The organism is Salinisphaera sp. SWV1 (assembly GCF_052044155.1).
GTDB lineage: Bacteria > Pseudomonadota > Gammaproteobacteria > Nevskiales > Salinisphaeraceae > Salinisphaera.
The window spans coordinates 1-20431 of sequence record NZ_JBQDYE010000051.1 but is presented as its reverse complement, the minus strand read 5'-3'; the positions used below and the strand labels follow the sequence as shown (position 1 = coordinate 20431).

Annotated in this window: 22 protein-coding genes and 1 pseudogene; 15 read left to right on the top strand and 8 right to left on the bottom strand. The window is 60.5% G+C overall.

Annotated features, from left to right (window positions below; all coding sequences use genetic code 11):
• Window positions 1-1177: 1177 nt before the first annotated feature.
• Window positions 1178-1891 (top strand): helix-turn-helix domain-containing protein, encoded by a 714-nt coding sequence (locus ACS8YF_RS17810; protein WP_440851459.1) that lies wholly within the window; start codon window positions 1178-1180, stop codon window positions 1889-1891.
• 306 nt (window positions 1892-2197) lie between these two features.
• On the opposite strand, the gene ACS8YF_RS17805 is transcribed toward ACS8YF_RS17810, so the two are convergent.
• Window positions 2198-2869, bottom strand: a complete 672-nt coding sequence (locus ACS8YF_RS17805; protein ID WP_440851458.1) for a cyclic nucleotide-binding domain-containing protein — start codon at window positions 2867-2869, stop codon at window positions 2198-2200.
• A gap of 209 nt (window positions 2870-3078) precedes the next feature.
• Between ACS8YF_RS17805 and ACS8YF_RS17800 the strand changes: the two genes are divergently transcribed.
• Complete coding sequence (locus ACS8YF_RS17800) at window positions 3079-4110, top strand: zinc-dependent alcohol dehydrogenase family protein (RefSeq protein ID WP_440851457.1); 1032 nt, start codon at window positions 3079-3081, stop codon at window positions 4108-4110.
• Window positions 4111-4545: 435 nt separating this feature from the next.
• Window positions 4546-5110: pseudogene (locus ACS8YF_RS17795) on the top strand (DDE-type integrase/transposase/recombinase); the annotation flags it as partial.
• 53 nt (window positions 5111-5163) lie between these two features.
• On the opposite strand, the gene ACS8YF_RS17790 reads toward ACS8YF_RS17795, so the two are convergent.
• Genes ACS8YF_RS17790 through ACS8YF_RS17780 form a run of 3 tightly spaced genes read right to left on the bottom strand, consistent with a single transcriptional unit; the run spans window position 5164 to window position 6967 of the window.
• The gene (locus tag ACS8YF_RS17790; RefSeq protein ID WP_440851456.1) at window positions 5164-5631 is read right to left on the bottom strand and encodes a DUF6691 family protein; all 468 of its coding nucleotides are present in this window, start codon (window positions 5629-5631) and stop codon (window positions 5164-5166) included.
• On the bottom strand, window positions 5628-6065 hold the full coding sequence (locus ACS8YF_RS17785) for a YeeE/YedE family protein (RefSeq protein WP_440851455.1): 438 nt from the start codon (window positions 6063-6065) through the stop codon (window positions 5628-5630). Before ACS8YF_RS17785 ends, ACS8YF_RS17790 begins: the two co-directional genes overlap by 4 nt.
• Complete coding sequence (locus ACS8YF_RS17780) at window positions 6062-6967, bottom strand: MBL fold metallo-hydrolase (protein WP_440851454.1); 906 nt, start codon at window positions 6965-6967, stop codon at window positions 6062-6064. Before ACS8YF_RS17780 ends, ACS8YF_RS17785 begins: the two co-directional genes overlap by 4 nt.
• A 139-nt stretch (window positions 6968-7106) precedes the next feature.
• Here ACS8YF_RS17780 and ACS8YF_RS17775 point away from each other — a divergent pair, with 139 nt between their 5' ends.
• The 4 genes from ACS8YF_RS17775 to ACS8YF_RS17760 are packed head-to-tail and all read left to right on the top strand — an operon-like array spanning window position 7107 to window position 9334.
• Entirely contained in the window at window positions 7107-7460 is a 354-nt protein-coding gene (locus ACS8YF_RS17775) for a metalloregulator ArsR/SmtB family transcription factor (protein WP_440851453.1), read from the top strand.
• Window positions 7457-8218 carry a sulfite exporter TauE/SafE family protein gene (locus ACS8YF_RS17770; RefSeq protein ID WP_440851452.1) on the top strand — a complete coding sequence of 254 codons (762 nt, stop codon included), beginning with the start codon at window positions 7457-7459 and terminating at the stop codon, window positions 8216-8218. Before ACS8YF_RS17775 ends, ACS8YF_RS17770 begins: the two co-directional genes overlap by 4 nt.
• A gap of 28 nt (window positions 8219-8246) precedes the next feature.
• Entirely contained in the window at window positions 8247-8690 is a 444-nt protein-coding gene (locus ACS8YF_RS17765; protein ID WP_440851451.1) for a fused DSP-PTPase phosphatase/NAD kinase-like protein, read from the top strand.
• On the top strand, window positions 8690-9334 hold the full coding sequence (locus tag ACS8YF_RS17760) for a class I SAM-dependent methyltransferase (RefSeq protein WP_440851450.1): 645 nt from the start codon (window positions 8690-8692) through the stop codon (window positions 9332-9334). Before ACS8YF_RS17765 ends, ACS8YF_RS17760 begins: the two co-directional genes overlap by 1 nt.
• A 316-nt stretch (window positions 9335-9650) precedes the next feature.
• Here the strand turns inward: ACS8YF_RS17760 and ACS8YF_RS17755 are convergent, their stop codons facing one another.
• Window positions 9651-12437 carry a bifunctional diguanylate cyclase/phosphodiesterase gene (locus ACS8YF_RS17755; RefSeq protein WP_440851449.1) on the bottom strand — a complete coding sequence of 929 codons (2787 nt, stop codon included), beginning with the start codon at window positions 12435-12437 and terminating at the stop codon, window positions 9651-9653.
• Window positions 12438-13217: 780 nt separating this feature from the next.
• Here ACS8YF_RS17755 and ACS8YF_RS17750 point away from each other — a divergent pair.
• Entirely contained in the window at window positions 13218-13376 is a 159-nt protein-coding gene (locus ACS8YF_RS17750; RefSeq protein WP_440851448.1) for a hypothetical protein, read from the top strand.
• A 92-nt stretch (window positions 13377-13468) separates the two neighbouring features.
• A complete protein-coding gene (locus ACS8YF_RS17745) occupies window positions 13469-13825 on the top strand; it encodes an XRE family transcriptional regulator (protein ID WP_440851447.1) in 357 nt (118 codons plus the stop codon).
• 38 nt (window positions 13826-13863) lie between these two features.
• Here ACS8YF_RS17745 and ACS8YF_RS17740 read toward each other — a convergent pair whose 3' ends face one another.
• From ACS8YF_RS17740 to ACS8YF_RS17730, 3 genes are all read right to left on the bottom strand, one after another.
• Window positions 13864-14037, bottom strand: coding sequence for an antitoxin Xre/MbcA/ParS toxin-binding domain-containing protein (locus ACS8YF_RS17740; RefSeq protein WP_440851446.1), 174 nt, complete (start codon window positions 14035-14037; stop codon window positions 13864-13866).
• Between the two features lie 475 nt (window positions 14038-14512).
• On the bottom strand, window positions 14513-14974 hold the full coding sequence (locus ACS8YF_RS17735) for an antitoxin Xre-like helix-turn-helix domain-containing protein (RefSeq protein ID WP_440851445.1): 462 nt from the start codon (window positions 14972-14974) through the stop codon (window positions 14513-14515).
• Window positions 14974-15402 (bottom strand): antitoxin Xre/MbcA/ParS toxin-binding domain-containing protein, encoded by a 429-nt coding sequence (locus ACS8YF_RS17730; protein WP_440851444.1) that lies wholly within the window; start codon window positions 15400-15402, stop codon window positions 14974-14976. Before ACS8YF_RS17730 ends, ACS8YF_RS17735 begins: the two co-directional genes overlap by 1 nt.
• Before the next feature lie 724 nt (window positions 15403-16126).
• Here ACS8YF_RS17730 and ACS8YF_RS17725 point away from each other — a divergent pair.
• The 6 genes from ACS8YF_RS17725 (at window position 16127) to ACS8YF_RS17700 (ending at window position 20359) form a co-directional block, all read left to right on the top strand.
• Window positions 16127-16363, top strand: a complete 237-nt coding sequence (locus tag ACS8YF_RS17725; protein WP_440851443.1) for an antitoxin — start codon at window positions 16127-16129, stop codon at window positions 16361-16363.
• Window positions 16363-16770: a type II toxin-antitoxin system tRNA(fMet)-specific endonuclease VapC gene (gene vapC / locus ACS8YF_RS17720; protein ID WP_440851442.1), complete on the top strand. Its 408-nt coding sequence runs from the start codon at window positions 16363-16365 to the stop codon at window positions 16768-16770. Before ACS8YF_RS17725 ends, vapC begins: the two co-directional genes overlap by 1 nt.
• A gap of 197 nt (window positions 16771-16967) precedes the next feature.
• The gene (locus ACS8YF_RS17715) at window positions 16968-17090 is read left to right on the top strand and encodes a hypothetical protein (protein ID WP_440851441.1); all 123 of its coding nucleotides are present in this window, start codon (window positions 16968-16970) and stop codon (window positions 17088-17090) included.
• A 1385-nt stretch (window positions 17091-18475) separates the two neighbouring features.
• Window positions 18476-18712, top strand: coding sequence for a hypothetical protein (locus ACS8YF_RS17710; protein WP_440851440.1), 237 nt, complete (start codon window positions 18476-18478; stop codon window positions 18710-18712).
• Entirely contained in the window at window positions 18705-19922 is a 1218-nt protein-coding gene (locus tag ACS8YF_RS17705) for an Arm DNA-binding domain-containing protein (RefSeq protein WP_440851439.1), read from the top strand. The genes ACS8YF_RS17710 and ACS8YF_RS17705 overlap by 8 nt, the downstream gene beginning before the upstream one ends.
• Window positions 19922-20359, top strand: coding sequence for a hypothetical protein (locus ACS8YF_RS17700; protein ID WP_440851438.1), 438 nt, complete (start codon window positions 19922-19924; stop codon window positions 20357-20359). Before ACS8YF_RS17705 ends, ACS8YF_RS17700 begins: the two co-directional genes overlap by 1 nt.
• Window positions 20360-20431: the final 72 nt, after the last annotated feature.

The following is a 20431-nucleotide window of genomic DNA, read 5'->3' as shown; positions in this document are numbered from 1 at the left end:
AATCCGTCGCTGTACTCCGCATCGTGGTACGCGAGGGATTCTCACGCGACATGGCCGATCTGTTGCTCGACGATCTCTGCAAAGCCGTCCACGAACTCGAGACCTCGCCTCCGGAATCTCCCCGGCGCTCTGGCGGGCAATTCCATCACGGCTGATCAATCCGCGCGTGAATCTTGCAGCTATCGCGGGCTGTCCCAGACCAATTTTCTGCCGCAGACTTGGCAGAACAATATTGCCAAGCTGAATACCCGAACCAGCAGTCTAGAGCTTGTCATCTCATCAGTCAGCCCTGATGGATTCAGCCCTCGACGCTCTGCGGGCGGTCGCGCTTCGGTCATACTCAGTCGGCTCTAGGCCGGGAAGCGGCTGGTTAACGCTCACAATAAGACAGGCAGCACAGCTGTTCATTGGCAGCGGCAGAACCTAAACGGGCTCAGAGGAGCAATTTTATTCCGCACATCCAAGCGTCCGAAAGAGCGGGGTAGAACCCCATTCCTACCGACGGCAGTTATCGGACAGGATGGCGTTTATGCATAAGCGCGCCTCTCGCGGGGCGGATTCCCACATGTAAACGTGGAATCGGAAGTTGGCTACGGTCGGTACCGTGGATCGCTACTGGGGGCCAAGCCGGTGCTGGCCACGCCCACCGCGCTGGATCGCGGGTTATAGGCGGCGATTGCCGCACCGCGACATCACGGACCGACAAGGAACAACCGGTGGTCTCCGCTCCGGCCGATAAAAGCTGAAAACGGCGACGGGATCGGAACACTCCCCCGTCGCCTAACCACGTGACCTGTGATGGGGGACGGCTACTATGGCTGATCACTATCCTACCAGAGCCCGCCCCATCAATGGCGATTTGTGGCGCACGCGGCATCGGATGATGCCAGGAATGAGGTGGCGGTCTGGGTCTCCACGAACGCTGTCGAGGACAACGAGCGGCTCCCCGACCGACTCGACGCGGTCGATGCGGAGATCGCCTTTTTCTGGAGACATACGATAGTCGAACACACTACTATGCGCGGGTTGTGCAGCGGCCCGACCGCTCAGTATGGGGCGAGCCGGCCGCGTCTGTCCTTCCGCCCAGCCGAAATAATGTGTAGTGTGCATTAGTATCCGAGGAGCTGTCGTAAGTGGCGTCGAAATGACGTCGCGATTGACCGCCGGAGAGCCCTTTATGGGACTCATTGATCAAAGTCGTCGCAAAATCAATACGATCAACTGCGAACGATGTCATCTCAAGCCGGAATGCCTACCCTCCGAATTGTCCGGCACCCCGTTGGCGCTTTTCGAACGCAAGGTGATTAGGCCACGCCAAGCCATCAAGCGTGGTGAGGTTCTAGTCCGGCAGGGCGATCCGATGCACTCGCTCTATGCCCTGCGCATTGGTTCGCTTAAAGTGACCATGGTGCACGCCGATGGTACCGAGCGGGTGCTGGGATTCCGTTTTCCCGGTGCCATCATTGGCTTGGCCGAACCCGATCAAAAAACGTGGACACGTACGTTCATCGCGCTAGAAGACACGTGGCGTTGCGAGATCCCGGTCCAAGCGCTCGACGATACGATGAATCAGCACCTCATACGGCTTATGAGCCGCCGCCTGCTGGAGGAATACACGACGCATCTGACCCTCGCAACGACAAGCGGGGCCGGTCGTATCGCTTCGTTCCTGCTTCGTATCAGCATCCAGGTAGCACCGCGCGGACAACTCACCCGCCAGTTCCGCTTGCCTATGCCCTATGGCGATATCGCAAATTACTTGGGCATGCGACAGGAATCACTGTCACGTATTTGTAACAATTTTTGCAAACAGGGGCTTATTTTGAAATTCGGGCGTCATATCAACTTAGTTGACGTCGAGTCGTTGCGGCTGATGTCGGAAATAGACTGACCGCGCTCTTGCGTCGTTTGCCATCGAGCGCGATATCGCATCGGTCCAAGAGACGCTGGCCGCCGAGCCGGACCTATCACTGGCATTGGCTGGCGATTCGCCAGTGGCAGACGTCCGCCCGTGATCAATAAAGACAAGCGGGCGTTGGCGGTTACGCTCTACCATGATAAAGCCAATGCCGATCACCAAGACCGCCGCGGTGGTGGGCATCTCCATGCCAACGCTTTATGCCTACGTGGAGGCGGCGCAGCCGACGACTGCCTGACAAAGCCCCCACGTCCCGGGCCCGCCACGCACGACTGACAATTATCTCGGGGCGTTACACGAGGCTACTGGTCGGCAACCCAGGCGCCGCGGGTGGCCCACGCCGAAATTAAGAATGTCCACGTCGGCGCGCCTGACACGAATGATGTCGTTTTCCTGCAGCCGGTGCAGCACCCGACTGACGGTTTCGTGGCGCATGCCCAGAAAAGGGGGCAGATCGGCCCGTTTCATCGACAGCCGCACGGGCGATCGCGATAGGCCGCGCCGTTGTCGCCGCCGTGCCAGACTGACCAGCAAGGTGGCCAGCCGGCCCTCGCTGCTCTTGCGCCCGAGCGTCAGCAGTAGGTGCTCGTCGTCGGACAGTGCCTGGCTCATCAAACGCATCAGCTGCCGGCGCAGGCTAGGCAGTTCATCGACGAGGTGGTCGAAACGCTCGAAGGGAATCCGGCAGACCCGGCTGTCCTCGAGCGCAACCGCCGTGCAGTGGTGACGGTGACTGGCCAGGCCGTCGAGCCCGAGCAGGTCGCCCGGATAATAGAATCCCATGATTTGTTCGAAGCCCTCGGCATCGACCACCGAGGTTTTCATTGCCCCGTCGCTGATGGCGTAGAGCTCGCTTAAGGCGTCGCCCTGCGCGAACAGGGTGGCGCCGCGCGCCACCCCGGGGCCGTCGACCTCGACCAGCTGCTCCAGGCGCCGGATATCCCAGACCATAGGGCAGGCACAACTCCACCAGCCCACAATCCGTGCAGGCCTTTTTGACGTCGTCTAGACATCCGTTCGAAACCGAGCTCATGCGGTGGTAGTAAAGCCCACTTTTTTATCTGGATTGACGAAAGTCAACGGCAGCACACTTAATTGGCGTTATCTTGAACGTTCAAGGCGGTTTACGCCGTCGCAACCAATTTATTGGAACTACGGCCATGAAAGCACTCGTTTATCACGGGCCTGGGCAGCGCGCTTGGGAAGACAAACCACGACCCACGATCACACGTCCCACGGACGCTATCGTACGTATCACTCATACCACTATCTGCGGAACTGATCTGCACATCCTCAAGGGCGATGTGGCGACGGTCGAGCCCGGACGCACCCTCGGTCACGAAGGACTCGGCGTCGTCGAAGACATTGGCGAAGGGGTGGCCAACTTCAAAGTCGGCGATCCGGTGCTGATTTCCTGTGTGACTTCCTGCGGCCACTGCGATTACTGCAAGCGCGGCATGTACGCCCACTGCCGCGACGGTGGCTGGATTCTTGGCAACATGATCGACGGCACCCAGGCCGAATCGGTGCGTATCCCGCATGCCGATAACAGTCTCTATCGGCTGCCCGAGGGCATGGACCCGAGCGCAGCGGTAATGCTGAGTGACATTCTGCCCACTGGCCACGAGATTGGCGCGCTCAACGGTGAGGTGGGGCTTGGCGATACCATCGCCATCGTTGGCAGCGGCCCTATCGGGCTAGCAGCGCTGCTGACGGCTCGGTTCTACTCGCCGGCCCGGATCATTATGATCGACCCAGACGAGAACCGTCTGGCGATGGCGCGCCAGCTGGGCGCCACCGACACGATTGCCAGCGATCCGGTAGACGCCGTCATGAAGCTGACCGATGGCGAAGGCGTGGATGTGGTCATGGAAGCGGTGGGCATTCCGGAGACCTTCGAGACCTGCCAACGTATCGTACGTGCTGGTGGACATATTGCCAACATCGGCGTGCACGGAACGAGTGTCGAATTTCACCTTGAAGATTTGTGGGTCAAAAATGTCACCGTACGCACCGGTCTGGTCAACACCAACACCATCCCGGTACTGATGCGCATCCTCGAGGCCGGCGGTGTCGAGCCGGCGGTACTGGTAAGCCATCGCTTCACCCTCGACGAGATCGAACAGGCTTACGACGTATTCAGCCAGGCGGCGCAGGAGAAGGCGATCAAGTTGCTTCTGACGGCGCAATAATACGCACATGTAACGTAGCCGGTTTCTGTCCAGAACTCAGCCATCTGATTGACTGGGACGACCGAGACTGAACTGCCCCGGGAATGCTGGAGACTCCAACGCTTGAGACAATTGGAGTATGAAACATTGGAAACCTTATTCCCCGGAAGTCCGTGAACGAGCGGTTCGCATAGTAGTCCGAGGTCGGGAAAGCCGGCCACATGGCGAAGGGAAACAGTTCGAGGGGTGTGCTTGGCAGATTAGCTGACTGCAGAGAGGTAGAAACCTTTTATAATCAGTGAAATGCCGAGCACGCAGACGGGGAACCGTTTTGGCCGGTGGCCACCCTTGGATGAAGAGCCGTGTGCGCTGCAAGGCGCACGCACGGTTCGGAGAGGAGAAGCAGGGAAATAGTCTGACTACGCCCTGCTTCTTACTCTACGCTCGGCCCGGCACGGCTTTGTTTATGCAGCGTTTATTATTGATGCGTTCGCGCATCCCATTGTCGGCTGGCGCGTTTCGAGCGCCCCGAACACGGGCCTCGTGCTCGAGCAGGCCATCTATGACCGGCAACCAGGTCAGCGCCTGATTCAGCTGTACCGACCGCGAGGTGCAATACCTGTCGATTCGCTATAGCGAGCGCTTGGCGGATGAAGGTATCACACCGTCGGCCGGGCGCGGCGGCAGTTCATACGCGCTGGCCAAGACTGTAATCGGCCTGCTCAAGACGGAAGTCATCGGTCAGCGTCAGCACGACGGGCCGTGATCTCACCTTGCCGCCGTCGAGTTCGCGGTGCTGAACTGGGTCGACTGGTTCAATCATCAGCGGCTGTTCGAGCCGATCGGTAATATCCCGCCGGCCGAGGCTGAAGTGAACTTGGAACTGGCCCCCCATCACCGAGTCTGCCAAAGTGGCATGACTCAAGCCCGCGATTCTACAGTAACTCGGGGCCGTTCACTTAGTGTATCCCGAGCGCCTCTGTACCGCCACCTTCGCCAGGAGCGCAATGAGGGAGTCTAGGCCGATTCCAAAATGTCACTGTCACTTGAAACCATCGTTAGCGAACTATTTTTTTAGGATTCCCTGTTCGCCCCTGCTTGTGCGCTCGACCCAAAAATATGGTGGCGTGGGTTACGGGGCTGCAGCGAGCGGAAAGCCAGACTGCCAACGATGAGTCCCGCCACGAACACGACCGGCGGCCACAAGCCCATGCCCAGGGCCGCCACGCCCGGACCAGGGCAGAATCCACCCAGGCCCCAACCGATGCCGAACAGAGCCGCCCCGCCCACTAGGCGCGGGTCGATATCGCGCCGGGTCGGCACGTAAAATCGCGGGCTCAGCACGGGATGCGACCGTCTGAGTATGAAGCGGAAACTGAGCAGGGTCACCAGCAGCGCCCCGCCCAGGACGAAAGCCAACGTCGGGTCCCAGGTGCCTGAAAAATCCAGGAAGTCCAGGATCTTGGCCGGATCCGTCATCTGCGCCAGGGCCAGGCCGAATCCGAATAGTCCGCCCGCTAACAGGCTGACAAGATATTTCATGAGCCGGCTCCAAATATGTGGCGGACAATGAACACGGTGAGCGTGCCAGTGGCCATGAAAGTCAGGACGGCGACCAACGAGCGTGGTGACAGGCGCGCCAGCCCGCACACGCCGTGCCCGCTGGTGCAGCCGCTGCCGAGGTTCGTGCCAAAGCCCACCAGCACGCCTGCAAGCAGAAACACCGGCCACGGCAGCCCCCCATCAAAGGCCCGGTTGCCGGGCCAGAGCCAGAACTCGACCACGGCTCCTACCAGCATTCCAACGAGAAAGAGCCAACGCCACGCGCTGTCCTTGCTCGGACGCGCCAGCGCACCGGTGACGATACCGCTGATGCCGGCGATGCGGCCGTTGAGCCAGAGCAGCAGCGACGAGCTAGCACCGATCAGCACGCCGCCGATAAGTCCGCTGATGGGGGTGAAGTGAACGATGGTCATACCGGCACGTCCTCGTCCCTCTGGGTCTGGGAAAAACCCCTGGTGTGGTTCAGGGGCACTTTCACATAGCGCAGGCCGTTGCTCTCGGCCGGCGACGTCTGCCCGGCCCGGATGTTGATCTGCACGGAGGGGATGATCAGCGTCGGTAGACCCAATGTGGCGTCACGCTCCGTGCGTAGCTTCACGAACGCGGCCTCTGAGCGTCCGCCGCCCACGTGGATGTTGTTGCGCTTCTGCTCTGCAACGGTGGTCTCGTTGGCATAATTGCGTCCGCCCGGGCGGTAGTCGTGTAGCACGAACACCCGGGTTGCCTCCGGCAGCTCGAACAGCCGCTGGATGGAGCGGTAGAGCGTGCGTGCGCTGCCGCCCGGGAAGTCACAGCGGGCCGTACCGCCGTCGGGCATGAACAGCGAATCGCCCACGAACAGCGCATCGCCGATATGGTAGGCGACATGGTCCGAGGTGTGGCCCGGCGCGGGAATGGCACGGGCCTCCACGTTGCCGACCTCGAACGTCTCGTCATCCTCGAACAAGTGCTCGAAGGCGCTGCCGTCGGCCTGGAAGCCACGCTCCAAGTTATAGACATCCTTGAAATGCTGCTGCACGGTGCGAATGCCCTGTCCGATACCGGTACGGCCGCCCAACTCGCGCTTGACGTATGCGCCGCCGGCCACGTGATCCGCGTGGGCGTGCGTCTCCAGCACCCACTCGACCGTGAGCTGCTGATCGCGCACGAATCGGATCAACTCGTCCGCGGTCTCCGTGTTGAGCTGCCCGGAGTGTGCGTCGTAGTCCAGCACGGAGTCGATGACCGCGGCCCGCCGGGTCTCGGGATCCCAGACCACGTAGGAGAACGTGGACGTCAGCTCGTGAAGGAAGAATTTGACTGACGGTTTGAGCATGGTGTTGACCCCTGCATTTGAAAAACAGCGCGCATTTATATTGCAACAATCTTATTTATTAGTCACTACTTTAGTATTGACTTATTAAGAAATTGATCATATATTGCCTGTGATGTCAAATGACACGCTCGGTAACGACATGACCGCAACCACCCGACCCTCGGGATTGCGCGACGGCGCTCTATCCTTCGAGGCCATGACCCGGCGCGCCGCCGAGGCCGCGCGCCTGCTCAAAGCCCTGTCCCACGAAACGCGACTGCTGTTGCTGTGCCACCTGGTGGAAGGCGAGTTCTCCGTGGGCGAGCTGAACGAGCGGGTGCCCGTGAGCCAGTCGGTGCTCTCCCAGCACCTGCGGGTATTGCGTCAGGACAACCTGGTGCAGACCCGACGGGAATCGCAGACCATCTACTACCGCCTGGCCGACGACCGCGCTGAACGCGTGCTGGCGGTGCTCTACGACATGTTCTGCCGCAACGACATGGACGAGGCATGACACCCCTGGCCTGGGTCGGCGCACTCGCCGTGGGCCTGAGCCTGGGCCTGCTGGGCTCGGGCGGCTCCATCCTGACTGTGCCGATTCTGACTTACCTGGTGGGCCAGCCGGCCAAGGTGGCCATCGCCAGTTCCCTGGCCATCGTGGGCGGCATCGCCCTCACCGGCGGCCTCAACTATGCACGCCAGGGATTGGTGGACTGGCGCTCCGTACTGCTGTTCGGCGTGCCCGGCGTGGGCGCCACCTATGCGGGCGCCCTGGCATCCAGCCACGTCAATGGCGCCGTACAGCTGGTTGTATTCGCTATCATCATGGGTCTGGCTGCCTTCAGCATGCTGCGACCCGAAAAGGCCCAGTCGTCTCCGGGCAGCCAGTCCACGCTGGTGCTGGTGGCCAGTGGCGCGGGCGTGGGCCTGATCACCGGTTTCGTCGGTGTGGGCGGCGGCTTCCTGCTGGTGCCTTCACTGGTGATATTGGCGGGGCTGCCCATGCTGCGCGCCGTAGGCACCAGCCTGGTCATCATCGTCATCAATGCCGCCAGCGGCTTCTACAAGCAGCTGGACCTGCTACAAAGCCAGCACACGGCTATCGACTGGCACGTGATCATCGGCTTTCTGCTTTTGGGTATCGCCGGGAGCCTAACGGGCAACATGATTGCCCGTCGCGTCCCCCAGGCACGGCTGCGCTACGTTTTCGGGTGGTTCCTCATCGCCATGAGCGTTTTCATACTCTGGCGCAGCGTGCCCGAATTTTTCTAATCCAACTGCTAGGTAACGGAGGCAGATCATGTCCGAGATCGACATTCCCAATGCCCGCGTGGTCCACGGCAACGTGCTCGCCGGCGGCCAACCGTCTCGCGAACACCTGTACAACGCGCAGGAGAAGGGCTACCGGACCATCGTCAATCTGCGCCCCGAGGGCGAATTCGAGGATTTTGACGAGGCGAGCGCCGTGGACGCGCTGGGCATGCGCTACGTCCACATCCCGGTGGCCGGTGCCGACGATCTGAACGAAAACAACGCCCGACGGCTACACGAGGCGCTGACCGAGGAAGAGGATGCGCTGGTCATGGTGCATTGCGCCAGCGGCAACCGCGTGGGGGCGCTCCTGGCCTGCCGTGCACGCCACATGCTTTCGCACGACAAGGAGGAAGCCCTGCGTCTGGGCCAAGAGGCCGGCCTGAATCCGGAATCTCCGCTCTTCAATGTCACTCTCAAGGTAATTGACTGATGGACAAGCTGACCCAATCCAACATAGACCGTTTCAACGAGATCGCTGCCGCGTGGGACACCGACCCCCGTCGTGCCGCCGTGGCCGAGGCCGTGGCCGGAGCCATACGGCAGGTCGCACAACCGACGGGCAGCGAGCGGGCACTGGAGTTCGGCAGTGGCACCGGCATGGTGACGCTGGGCATAGCCCCGCACGTGAAGGAAATCGTGGCCATGGACAGCTCGGACGGCATGCTGAGCCAGCTGCGCGAAAAGGCGAAGAAGCTCGGCACCTCCAACGTGCGCGCCCTGGAGGGCGATCTGCCGGGCAGGCGGCCCGACGGACGTTTCGATCTCGTCTTCAGCAGTATGACGCTGCATCACATCGGCGACGTCGAAGCACTCTTCGGGGTGCTGTACGAACTACTTAACCCGGGCGGGCACATTGCACTGGCAGATCTCGACCGCGAGGACGGCAGCTTCCATGGCGATAAGCCGGGTATAGCCCATCACGGCTTCGACCGTGCCGAGGTGGAGAAATGGCTGAAAAATGCCGGCTTCGAGGGCATCCGCTTCAGTACCGCCCACACCATGGAGAAAGAAGGTGACGACGGCGTGGTGCGAAACTATCCGGTCTTTCTGGTCTACGCCGGACGCACGATGTAATCGAAATGGCCAGTTCAGTTCAAGGGATTCGCCTCTAGTGTTGAAATAACTTCTGTGTGTTGAGTCATGATAGAGGCTAACGACGAAATAGTACGCTTAGGATGGAGTTCCCTTTCCAGCGGAACCCGGGCCGAACCTGAAGCGCGATAGCACGTCGTCTGTGGGCATGATCAGCGAGCGGTAATCGTAGAACCGGTTGATCAGCTGGAACATCGCATAGCGCGCCGGCCGGCTCATGGGCAACCAGGGCCAGTTGTAACAAGCCATCTCGTTCTTCTTCGATCAGGTGTTCGGTCCCAGCATATTAATGGCTCGATCAAACGCGACAGCCAAATCGTTCCACCAGAGTCGATATGTCCTCGGGCGGCCGGGCCGCGCTGAGCCAGAAACCCTGGCCAGAATCGCATCCCAACTGCTGAAGGATTTCACGTTGCCGGTCCGTCTCGACGCCCTCGGCCAGGGACCGCATCGACATATGCTCAGCCATTTCGATAATGGCGGCCACGATCGAGCGGGCCTGCGCATTGGTTTCGAGCTCATCAACAAAGATCTTGTCGATTTTCAATGTATCCAGCGGCAACGACTTCAAACGCGCGAGCGAGGAATAACCTCGCCCGAAGTCGTCCAGAGCAAAACCGAGCCCCCGCTCACTCAGCGAGTGCATGGTGCGCTCGACTGTTTCCGCGTCGTGCATGAACAGATTCTCCGTCACCTCCAAACACCACCACCCGGGCTTCGCGCCGCCGCGGGTAGCCAAGTTTGTGATCTTCCCGACGGCTTCCGGTTCCGCCAGTTGGCTCACAGCCAGATTGACCGACATCGTGAGTGGGAGGCCGGCTTCGCGCCAGCGAACGAGCTGCTCTGCCGCGGTCGCGAAAACCCATTCACCGATGGGATCGATCAACCCGATTTCCTCGGCCAACGGGATGAACTCCCCCGGCGAGAGGCGGCGACCATCGGCGTCTGTCCAGCGCAGTAGCGCTTCGACGCCGAGGAGCCGAGCGCTACCGATCGCCCAGATCGGCTGGTAGTGCAGGCAGAACTCTTCATGCTCCAGGGCATGATAAAGCCGGCCTTCGAGCGAGAGTCGGCGGTGACGCACGGCGGTAGTGTCCGGAGAATACAACGCGATGCGATTACCGGACTTTTTGGCGCGATACATGGCGGTGTCTGCCTGGCTGATTACGGTCTCTGGATCGCTGCCCAGATGCGGAAACAGACTGATACCGATCGAAGCGCCGATGTGGTGCTCGAGTCCATCGACTACGAACGGGCGCCGCAGGACTTGAATGATACGGGTCGCCAGCGCGCTAGCGTCCTCTGCGAGCTGACTCTCGCTGACCTGCGCATCCTCCGCGCCTGAGCGCGGGTGGCGTCGTTCCGCCCGCATCAAAACGATGAATTCATCACCACCCTGGCGCGCCACTTCGTCCTGGTCGCGCACCGTGCGTTTGAGACGATCGGCGATGCACTCGAGTAAGCGATCGCCCGCCGCATGACCGAGCGCATCATTGACGATCTTGAAGTCATTGATGTCGATGAATAATATCGCGGCTTGTTGGCCTTGGCCAATCTCGCCGGATCGGGTCAGTTGATCGAACTTCTTAAGCAAGAACCGCCGGTTGGGTAGATCGGTGAGCGGGTCATGATAAGCGAGGCGCTCAAGTTGCCGTTCCAGATGGTGGCGATCCGTAATATCCCGCCCGGTCGATATGAAATGGGTGATCTGACCCTGTTTATTTTTGATGGGCGTGAGATATTTCTCTTCGTAGAGCAGCGTTCCGTGCTTGTGTCGATTGGTAAACACGGCATTGAAGGATTCGCCGCGGTTTAACGTTGCCCAAAGCTGTTTATAAAAAGCCTCGGGCATAAGCCCCGATTTGAGCATCGAAGGTTTGCGGCCCAGGACTTCGTCACGGCTGAAGCCGGTTTGGCGCTCAAAAGCCGGGTTGGCATAAACGATATAGCCGTCAGGGTCGGTGACGAACACGCTCTCCGGTATCTGCTCGTTCGCCGTGGCCAGCAGATCGCGTTCACCGGCCGTACGCCGGTATTGGATCTCGCAGGCGGCCAGGTCGACCACATCACGCAGTATTGCGATGCGCGCGGGCGTGAATGTGTCGGCCGAGAACCCCGGTACCGCCATAACTCCTACCGTTTCCCAGTGGTGAACCAACGGCAGTATGCAGAGCGTGGGCCAACCTCCTTGCTCGAGCAGCGTCCGCCAATGGCCACCGAGCTGGCAATCGGCGGCCTTCTCGACCACATAGGGTTTACCCGTTTGTAGCACCTCCAAAAGCGCTTCAACCTGCGGCCCCGATTCGCCCCGAGAGGGGAGTAGCGTCGAGCACTTTGCCGAAAAGCCGACCTGGGCCGTTGAATCGAATACCCGCTCGCCGCTGAGCCCCATGGGCGGTCGGGACGTATTCGCAAGCAGTCCGAGCCAAACGGCATCGTAACCGCCGACGTCTGCGACCGTTTCAGCCAGGGTTTCAATGAAATGGCCCTCGCTTTTGGCAGACAGCGCATGGCGGGCCGTCTCGGAGAGAAACTGAAATGCCTGCTGAAAGCGGTCCGCCTGCGGATCCGCGTTGCCTGGGGCGACAGCGCCAAGGCGCCCGGCGACGTCGCCATCGCCCCCAAACTGCGCAATCGCTAGAGCAAGGATGTTGGCAATGGCTTCGAGGATCGCCTGTTCCTGGCCATCAGCAACATACCCGGGATCCGTCTTGAGATTGAGGACGCCAACAAGCGCGCCGCGACTGATCAGCGGCAAAATCACGTGGCCGTGATCCGACATCGGTTGATAGCGAATCTCGTGACGCTCATCGACCCCGGTGCATGACAAGGGCTGGCGAGATACAGCCACGCGCCCGCACAAGCATTGCCCGGGCGCCAGTTGCCCGCAGCATCGTTCCAATTGATCGTGTACGTGATATTGCGCGGCCAGCCGCAACTCCTCGCCTTGCGCGTAGAACACAGCGCCGGCGCGCGCGCCGACGGGTGCCTCCCGGCTGCAGATCTTTTGCAGGCTACGTTCCAGCGCTGCTTCCAGCGGTGCTTCGCTATGCACAATCTCGTTAAGTAGGCCTTGAATGAGCATATAAGCCTCGGAGGTCAGGGCCGCCTCTGCATCGGCAGATTCACTTCTTATCCTCAAGAATTAATAAATCGATCACTTGATTTTTAAATTTTAAAAATATGGTTATAGAATTTTTCTATCGTATATATAACGTCATGTAAAAATTACATTTATGGATTCGCGCCGGCTGCGCGCGATTATCATTTGGACTTTATATTAATCCAAATAGATTCAACTATGGAAACGCCACAACGCTCCATCCAGCGCAGGATGTCTGCGGCTGACAATTGCCTTAGAACGCAATTGGTTACGCTAATTTAGGCTATCGAGGAGAGTTTCATGCGCAGCCCATAGCGTCCCTTCGTATGATGCAGGCGTTTGCAACGCATGAAGCGCTCCATACGTCGTTTTGGACATTACGGTATTATATTTGATTATGTCTAGAGCCAATTTGATCCAGATCAAACTTGACTGCCTCTTCTGAACTAGACCATATCGATTGCATCGCAATCGTGTGCCGTGGCCGAATACGTCACTGTCACAAGGCGACAGACGGCTATGCCGCATATGCTGGCTATGCGGACGCCGGCATATTGCCTCATCCGGAGCCTCTATAGGTGCCATCATGGAAGACGTCACAGACGGCAGACGGTCATGTCTTGGCTCCCCAGGCGCAGCCTGGGCGATTAGCCATTGTTCGTCGCTAGAAAGCCATAAGCAATCGGGTGGACGCCTCCTCACCCTACCCCGGCGAGGCCGGCGTACAGTTGAGGTGCGAATTCAAAAAGAGGAGAAGTCCACATGAACATTGCCCGTGTCGGCGTCGATATCGCAAAGTCCACATTCCATATTCACGCCGTGGATCGGCACGATCACTGCCAATGGCGCAGCCAGTGCAAGCGCGGGCCTTCGCTGGCGGCCTTGTACGAGCGGGTTCGCCGCCGGTTCATTGGTCCCTGACCGCTGGCCGCCGCTGCTATAACGGGTTGCCAGACTCTGAATCCGGTTATTCAATAAATGTGGCAATGCGTGGCAAAGCTAAGGCAACCCACATGAGTGATTTTCTGCGACAGACAACCGGTGGCGATGTCATCCAGTCCCGTCAGCTTGCCCGGCAACTGGGGATCAACAAGACGCAGTTGGCCCAAGCTCTGGGCTTGCCCACGGAATCCTTTTATCATGATGACCGGGAGCGCGCCCAAGCTGTCCAGACGCGCCTTCGTGATCTGATCGAGATCATCGATCGCGCCCAACCCGGGGCTGGCTCGACGCGTAAAGCATTCGCATGGTACCGCTCGCAACCACTTCCGTCGTTCGGCAACCGGACAGCCGAGAATCTGGTCAAAGAGAACAAGGCCGAGGCCGTCAAGGCCTATCTCGCGCGCATCAATGATGGCGGGTATGCGTGACCGTACGCCCGGTGTGCGGCGACGCATAATTATCAACACTACGGCCAAATGCCGTGCTCAATGCGCTCCAGATGCGCCAAAACATTGAGGAAACCGCTTTCCCGCTGCGCATGGTCTAGCGGTGTCTGGCCGTCCAAGCTACGTTTTTCTGTTCTCAACCACCGCAGCGCTTTCTCCCGGTTCTGTAAGGCTTTTTGCGCTTGCTCAATCAATAGACACAACCGCTCGTACCGGTCGGCCTCTCGCGGCTTAAGCGGCCTTTTCGCGTTGATCCGAGCCTAAAGCGTGCGCCAATCCACGACGTGCTCGAAAAGCCAGTCATCAACCCCGTTCTCTCGGGCGAAGGCGAGCGCATACGCCGCGTCAACGGGTTTTGCCGGCTGTTCCTTTGTGTGAAACTCCACCACAACGCCTCCGTTTCGTTGCCCCAGACCAAACGCGCATTCGGTCCGCCCCACGCGGGCTACCCGGTCACCGGCCGGTTTCGCGCATACCGCCATCATAATGCAGGCGGCGTTTCCGATGTGCCGGCGACGGGTGGCGTACTCCGTCGTCACCCGCAGGCCGAGCAGAACCGGCCTTTTCTCGAAGCGCCTGCGATGTGTAATCGTGCTTCAAGCAGGCTGTCATAAAGCGACCTGCCGCCAGCCGAAATCACACGGCATCATTGTCGCCAAACTCCGTCGGTCAGCCGGCGCGCTGGGCGCCCTGGTACCGGCCTACGACGGCCAAATCCTCTGTGGGTCCAGCCAGCATGCGCTGCAGCGGCGTCTGACCGCTAAACAAGGGGCGGGTGTTCGGTCGCTTGATCCAGTTATCTGCCGCGTCCGCGGGAGTCAGCAGAATAACCAGTGCCTGGTAGATGCCCAGCAGCAGCGACAGCCGCTCGATCTGTCCCACGTCCAGAGTGACGTCCGGCGCCCGCTTCCAGCGACGGCACGTGCTTAACGGCGTGCCAACCAGCCGGGCCGCCTGCACGTCGGTGAGCTGCCACTGTTCGGCAATATTGAACCAGGTACGCAACGCACCGGGACTCATCCGGCGCCGCACGGCAGCTGCACGATAATCCGGCCGCGTATCGTCGACGGAGTAACCACCGCGGTCACCGATACGGGAGGCCTGACGCGTCCGATCCAACTTCTGAGTCATCACGCGGCCGAGCCGTATCGGCCTCGTCCCAGGATCTGGACGACCGTGTCCAGCCCCGCCTGATTTTTAAGTACCACGTCGCGCGGCGCCTGGCGCTCCAGCATCGGATGTGGCCGCCTGAGAAATTCACGTGCCATCTGTCGGTCATCGAAGACCTCCATGGCGTCTCGGAATGCATCAGCGAGCCGCTTGATTCGTTCGCTCTGCCGTGCTGATAGGTGCTGGCGCTTGGCCTTGCGACGTTTGAGCGTGCCGAGTGGCACGATCCTAAAGACGAACGTCCGATCATCCGGCGCGACCTCTCGGGCCACGTTCTCAAGGGTCGCGATGGAGAACCCTTCTTCAATTCGTTTCGACATGTCTAGCAACGATCCGTGTGGTGCTCGCTCAATGCCGAGGATTTCGTCGATGGATTTCGTTTCCGACATGGCGTTGGCCCTCCGAGTTCGATGAACCAAGCGATATGATTTCACATGTTACCGAATCATCGGGTCCGACCCATGGGACATCCGGGTCGGTTGGCTGGCCGGTACGGCGCTTCGAAGATGAATTGACCGCTCAAGTTGGCTCTGGGTCGCCCTGCGGCGTTTGGGCGATCGAACACAAGGAACGGGGCGAACTGATCCGTTTTGCAATCTGTCGCGATGTGGTCGGGGAGACGATGCTCTGGACCGCCGGTAAGACGGGCCGCAATGAACACGACGTAGACCGGCGCGTGACCCCAGATCCGGGCATAGGCGCGCCGGTGAGACAGGCCCAGCCACTCCGAATAATGCACGCTGCCCGCACGGGTGATCTTGAAGTCGAGTCTCGCGCGGAACGACCGGCCGCGGTGAGCAGAAATAGGCCTGTCCTTTGTCAAGACGCGATACGCGTCCGCTTTGAGACGACGCTCGCAACCCAGAGGCTTCAACTCGTCCCGTCAGCCTGTCGAGTAAAAGCGGCATGTGGGCCTGACGATGACAACAGCCCGCCGCATTCGGCGGTGCAATTGGATTCCCGATCGGTGAACGCTAGTGCCGGAGGGTCGCCCGATCGCACCGCTACTCCAGGCCCGCGGCGCCAGCAAGAGCGACTGCGTAAACGGCGATTGGCTGACACAGCGCAGCGCAACGTATATCCTGTGAAGTATATACATGGAAGGGGACCGTCATGCCCACTGCCAAAATCTTCCAGTCCGGTAACAGTCAGGCCGTTCGGCTACCCAAGGCGTTTCGTTTCGAAACTGACGAGGTCGAAATTTATCGCCGGGGCGATGAAATCGTGTTGCGTGAAAAGCGCCCGAACCTGGCGGCGGCGTTCGATGCGTTGACCGATTTGCCCGACGATATGATCGATGCACTGGAACATCGCGACGATCCGTTGCCGGAAGAGCGTGAGCGCCTGTAATGGCGCCACGCTATCTGCTCGATACCAATATCTGTATTTATATTCAGCGCGAGCGCCCCGCCCGGGTCCGTGCCCATCTTGAGAAGCAAAAGCCGGGCAGCGTTGGGCTTTCGCTGATTACCTGGGGCGAGTTGCTGTACGGCGCGGCGCGCAGTCAGCATCCGCGCAAGACACGCCGGAATCTGGATGTCCTGATCGCCATGATCCCCGTTCTGGTCTTGCCGGAGGAAGCTGGCGAACATTACGGTGATATTCGGGCGACGCTTGCCGATGCCGGCACACCCATTGGCGCTAATGACTTGTGGATCGCCGCGCACGCACGAGCGGCCGACCTGACGGTCGTTACGAACAATATCCGCGAATTCGAACGCGTGGATGGTCTAAAGCTGGAGAACTGGACGCAATGACCACGATAGGCGAGATATTCGATATTCCCGACCGCGCCGACCCGCGCGACTTCGTCCTGCGCCTGGCTGCTGGTCATAGCACACAGGGGTTATTGCACCGGTTGCGATCGTTTTGAAGTTCCAGCTGCCCGATCCCGCGCTTGGCGGCTCATTACCGCGTTCGGCGGAAGAACTCGAGGCGCTTCGAGCCGCCGACCGTGCGCAGCTGGCCGAAGCCCCGGGCGCTGCAAATCCAGGAGGAGGTCGATCGCCGCGTCGCCACCGAAGTAGCCCAGGCCATCCAGGAGGTTCCCGAGCGCTGGCGCCTGGCCCAGCATTGAATGTTCGGTCGCAGCAGCGAGGCGCCTGCCAGCCAGGGGCGGCTATTCAACGAGGCCGAGCTCGAATCGGACGGCGACTCGGATGACGAAGACGCCGCGCTGACCGAGACGGAATCGCCCCGAAGCCATCGCCCGCAAAGCGCCGCGGCAAGCGCCGCCCGTTGCTACCGGAGTTGCCCCGCATCACGCAGCTCGTGGACATGCCCGACAACCCGCGCCAGTGCGACTGCGGCACGCCGATGCTCATGGACCAAGCCGGCTGGCACGCGACCGCGCCAAGCTTGAGATACCGAGCAAACTGTCAATCGATTGCATTTCCCTGGCAACGTCGGATCTGAATCCGGCCGAAATTGTCTGGCAGTACCGGCGCCGGACGTCTCTGGGCAATCGGGTCTTCCAAGACTGCGGCTATATTGTCACGCGCGTGTGCCAGGCTTGGCGGACACTGCGTGCCGAGACCGAGCGTATTGAACCCACCATCCATCGTGATTGGGCTTGTATCGATCAGTATTTATAACCGTTGGCATTAGTCTACCGACCCCGGTAGGCAACCCTGCCACAATCCGATCAGGCGGCTCCTTAGCGACCAACACCCAATAGCGGACGGCCAGGAGCGCCCCCGGGTTGGCGTTCGATGTCGTTGTATCGGACAAGCGACAAATGCGGCCTCTGGACCTCATCACGCTTATCGGACAGCTCGCGAACCATCTCCAGACGCTTTTCTAACAGGTCGTTGTCCATGGTAATCATCGCCCATGGAAGGCCCTATCCCTCTGGCGATTGAGCTCGGCTTTCTCGGCTTCGATGCTCTTTGGGGGCGCCGAGTTGCGGTGAACCTGGAGGTGACAGTGCGGCGTCGGGGCGGGATGCTTGACGCCTGCCGGCTCGGCGTCGGGTTCAGGGACCGTGGTCGGCACCAGGCCGGGCGGGTCCCCGGCACGGACCGGCGCAGCCTCCCGGTAGTGCTCACGCCCGCCGAGACCGATGATGGGCCGGCCAAGGTTTCCTCAACCACCTGGCCTCGAAAAGCCGCTGTATAGCGGCGGCCATGGCACGCCTTTGTCGGATTGTCCACTTCCGATTTAGTGGACACCTATGCCATGCCCACGCCTCCCCCTGATAAGCGTCAGGCGGCAGCATAACGACCCGTCCAGCCCCAACACAGAGGGAGCGGACGGTCACAACGATGCCAGCAGCCTACGGCATTCGCCAGCGTGGCGCGCAACCGCCCCGACTCCGTTTTGCTTCGGTCAACAGCCAAAGGCGCGCCGTCGCCCGAGCTTCGGCCGCGTTTCCAACTTGCGGTCCTTTAGTCCCCGGTTACGTTCAATGACGTGTCCCAGACGGGGCACAACGTCACTCACGACATCACGAGGCCACCCAAGATGGAACGAACCTACCTGACGACCGAAGCTCTCGCAGAAATCATTCACTACGACGTCGGGACGATACGCAGTCATCTCAAAGATTCGGTGCTAATCGAGGGCACACATTACATCCGGCCCTTCGGTGGCCGGAAGATCCTCTATATCTGGGAAGCCATCGAGCGGGACATGTGCCGCTTTTCGGCCGGCGACGCCGACGCCATCCCGATGGCCAACGGGGGCGACTGTCATGGGTAAGATCCGCCTTCGTCCGGAGACCGGAAAGCTCCAGTTCGATTTCACCTACCAGGGCAAGCGCTGCCGCGAGCAGACCGCCCTGCCCGATTCGCCGGCCAATCGTCGGCGCCTCGAGAAAGTGCTGGAAAAAATCGAGGCTAAGATCGTGCTGGGCACGTTCGACTATGCCGACTTCTTCCCGAACAGCCCGCGGGCGGCCGAATTCGCACGGGATCGAGCGCAGCCGGCATCAGTCCATGCCGATTCGGCTGCAGATCCGGCGCCGGAAACGCCCCTGTTTCGGGATTTCGCCCGACAGTGGTTTGAGGAATTCGCCGTCTACTGGCGACGGACCTACCGCGAGACGCTGCTCAGCAAACTCAACCGATACCTGTTGCCCCGCTTCGGGGATCAGGAGGTCGGCCGCATCCAACGGGCCGAGGTGCTTCAGTTCCGGTCAGAAATCGCCAAATCTCGCGGCCGGAATCGAAGCGGCGTACTCAGTCCCAAAACCATCAACGACACCTTCGGGCTGTTGTCGATGATTCTCTCGGAAGCGGCCAACCGATATGAGTTTAGCAATCCCTGCGCCGGAATAAAGCGCCTCAAGGTGCCGCGCTCGGATATCGCCCCGTTTTCGCTCGATGAGATCAATCAGATCATCGAGTCGGTGCGGGCCGACTATCGCGACTATTTCATCGTGCGGTTCTTCACGGGCTTGCGCAGTGGCGAGCTACACGGATTGCAGTGGCGCTACGTGGATTTCAAGCAGCGCCAGATCCGCGTACGCCAGACCTACACGCATGGCGCCGTCGAGTACACGAAAACCGACGGTGCCCAGCGCGATGTGGATCTGTCGCAGCCAGTCTACGAGGCCCTGTGCCGCCAATATCACCGGACGGCAGAGCGGTCGGATTTCGTCTTCTGCACCCGCGACGGTACGCCGCTGGACACCACGAACGTGACCCAGCGGGTCTGGTATCCACTGCTGCGCTATCTGGGGCTGACGCTGCGGCGGCCGTACCAGACTCGGCACACGGCGGCGACGCTCTGGCTGGCCGCCGGGGAAAACCCCGAGTGGATCGCCCGGCAGATGGGCCATACCACGACCGAGATGCTGTTCCGCGTGTATTCGCGCTACGTCCCCAACCTCACCCGCCAGGACGGCAGCGCGTTCGACCGATTCGTCACCCACGCCCTGAACGGCGGCACCACCGAGGAGGATTCGTAATGTGTTCCATTGCTGAAATGCCAAACCAGACGGGCGCGCCCGTGGCCGGTATCTACCGGGTCGTGGCGATCCGGCCCGGTCAGGCCCGCCACGATGGCCGACCCTCGATCCGAGTCTGGATTGCTGACGCCTCGGCGGTCCGCTTGTGCGGTGGTTACCAAGCGGAGATCGGCCTCGGCGCCGATCAAGTCGAGCGCGGCGCCTTAGTGGCGATCCGCGGCCACGTCGAGCGCACGTCACGCCACAATATCTACATTCGACTGTCCAGCTGTCGTCCGGTCACCGTCGCGGACCGGCCGAGCTGGCAGTTGCTGCCGCGCACCTGGGTGCCAGCGGGCGCCGAAGTGGCCTTCGAGCGGCTGCTGCAATTGCTGGACCGATTGGCGCCTTTGCCGCTGCGAAACTTCATGGAGCGCGTGCTGGCCGATCCGGCGTAAGCGATCCACAAACCCCATCATTCACAGGCGGCCAGGTTCATGGCTAAATCCTGTGCATGCAGGTTCCACGGC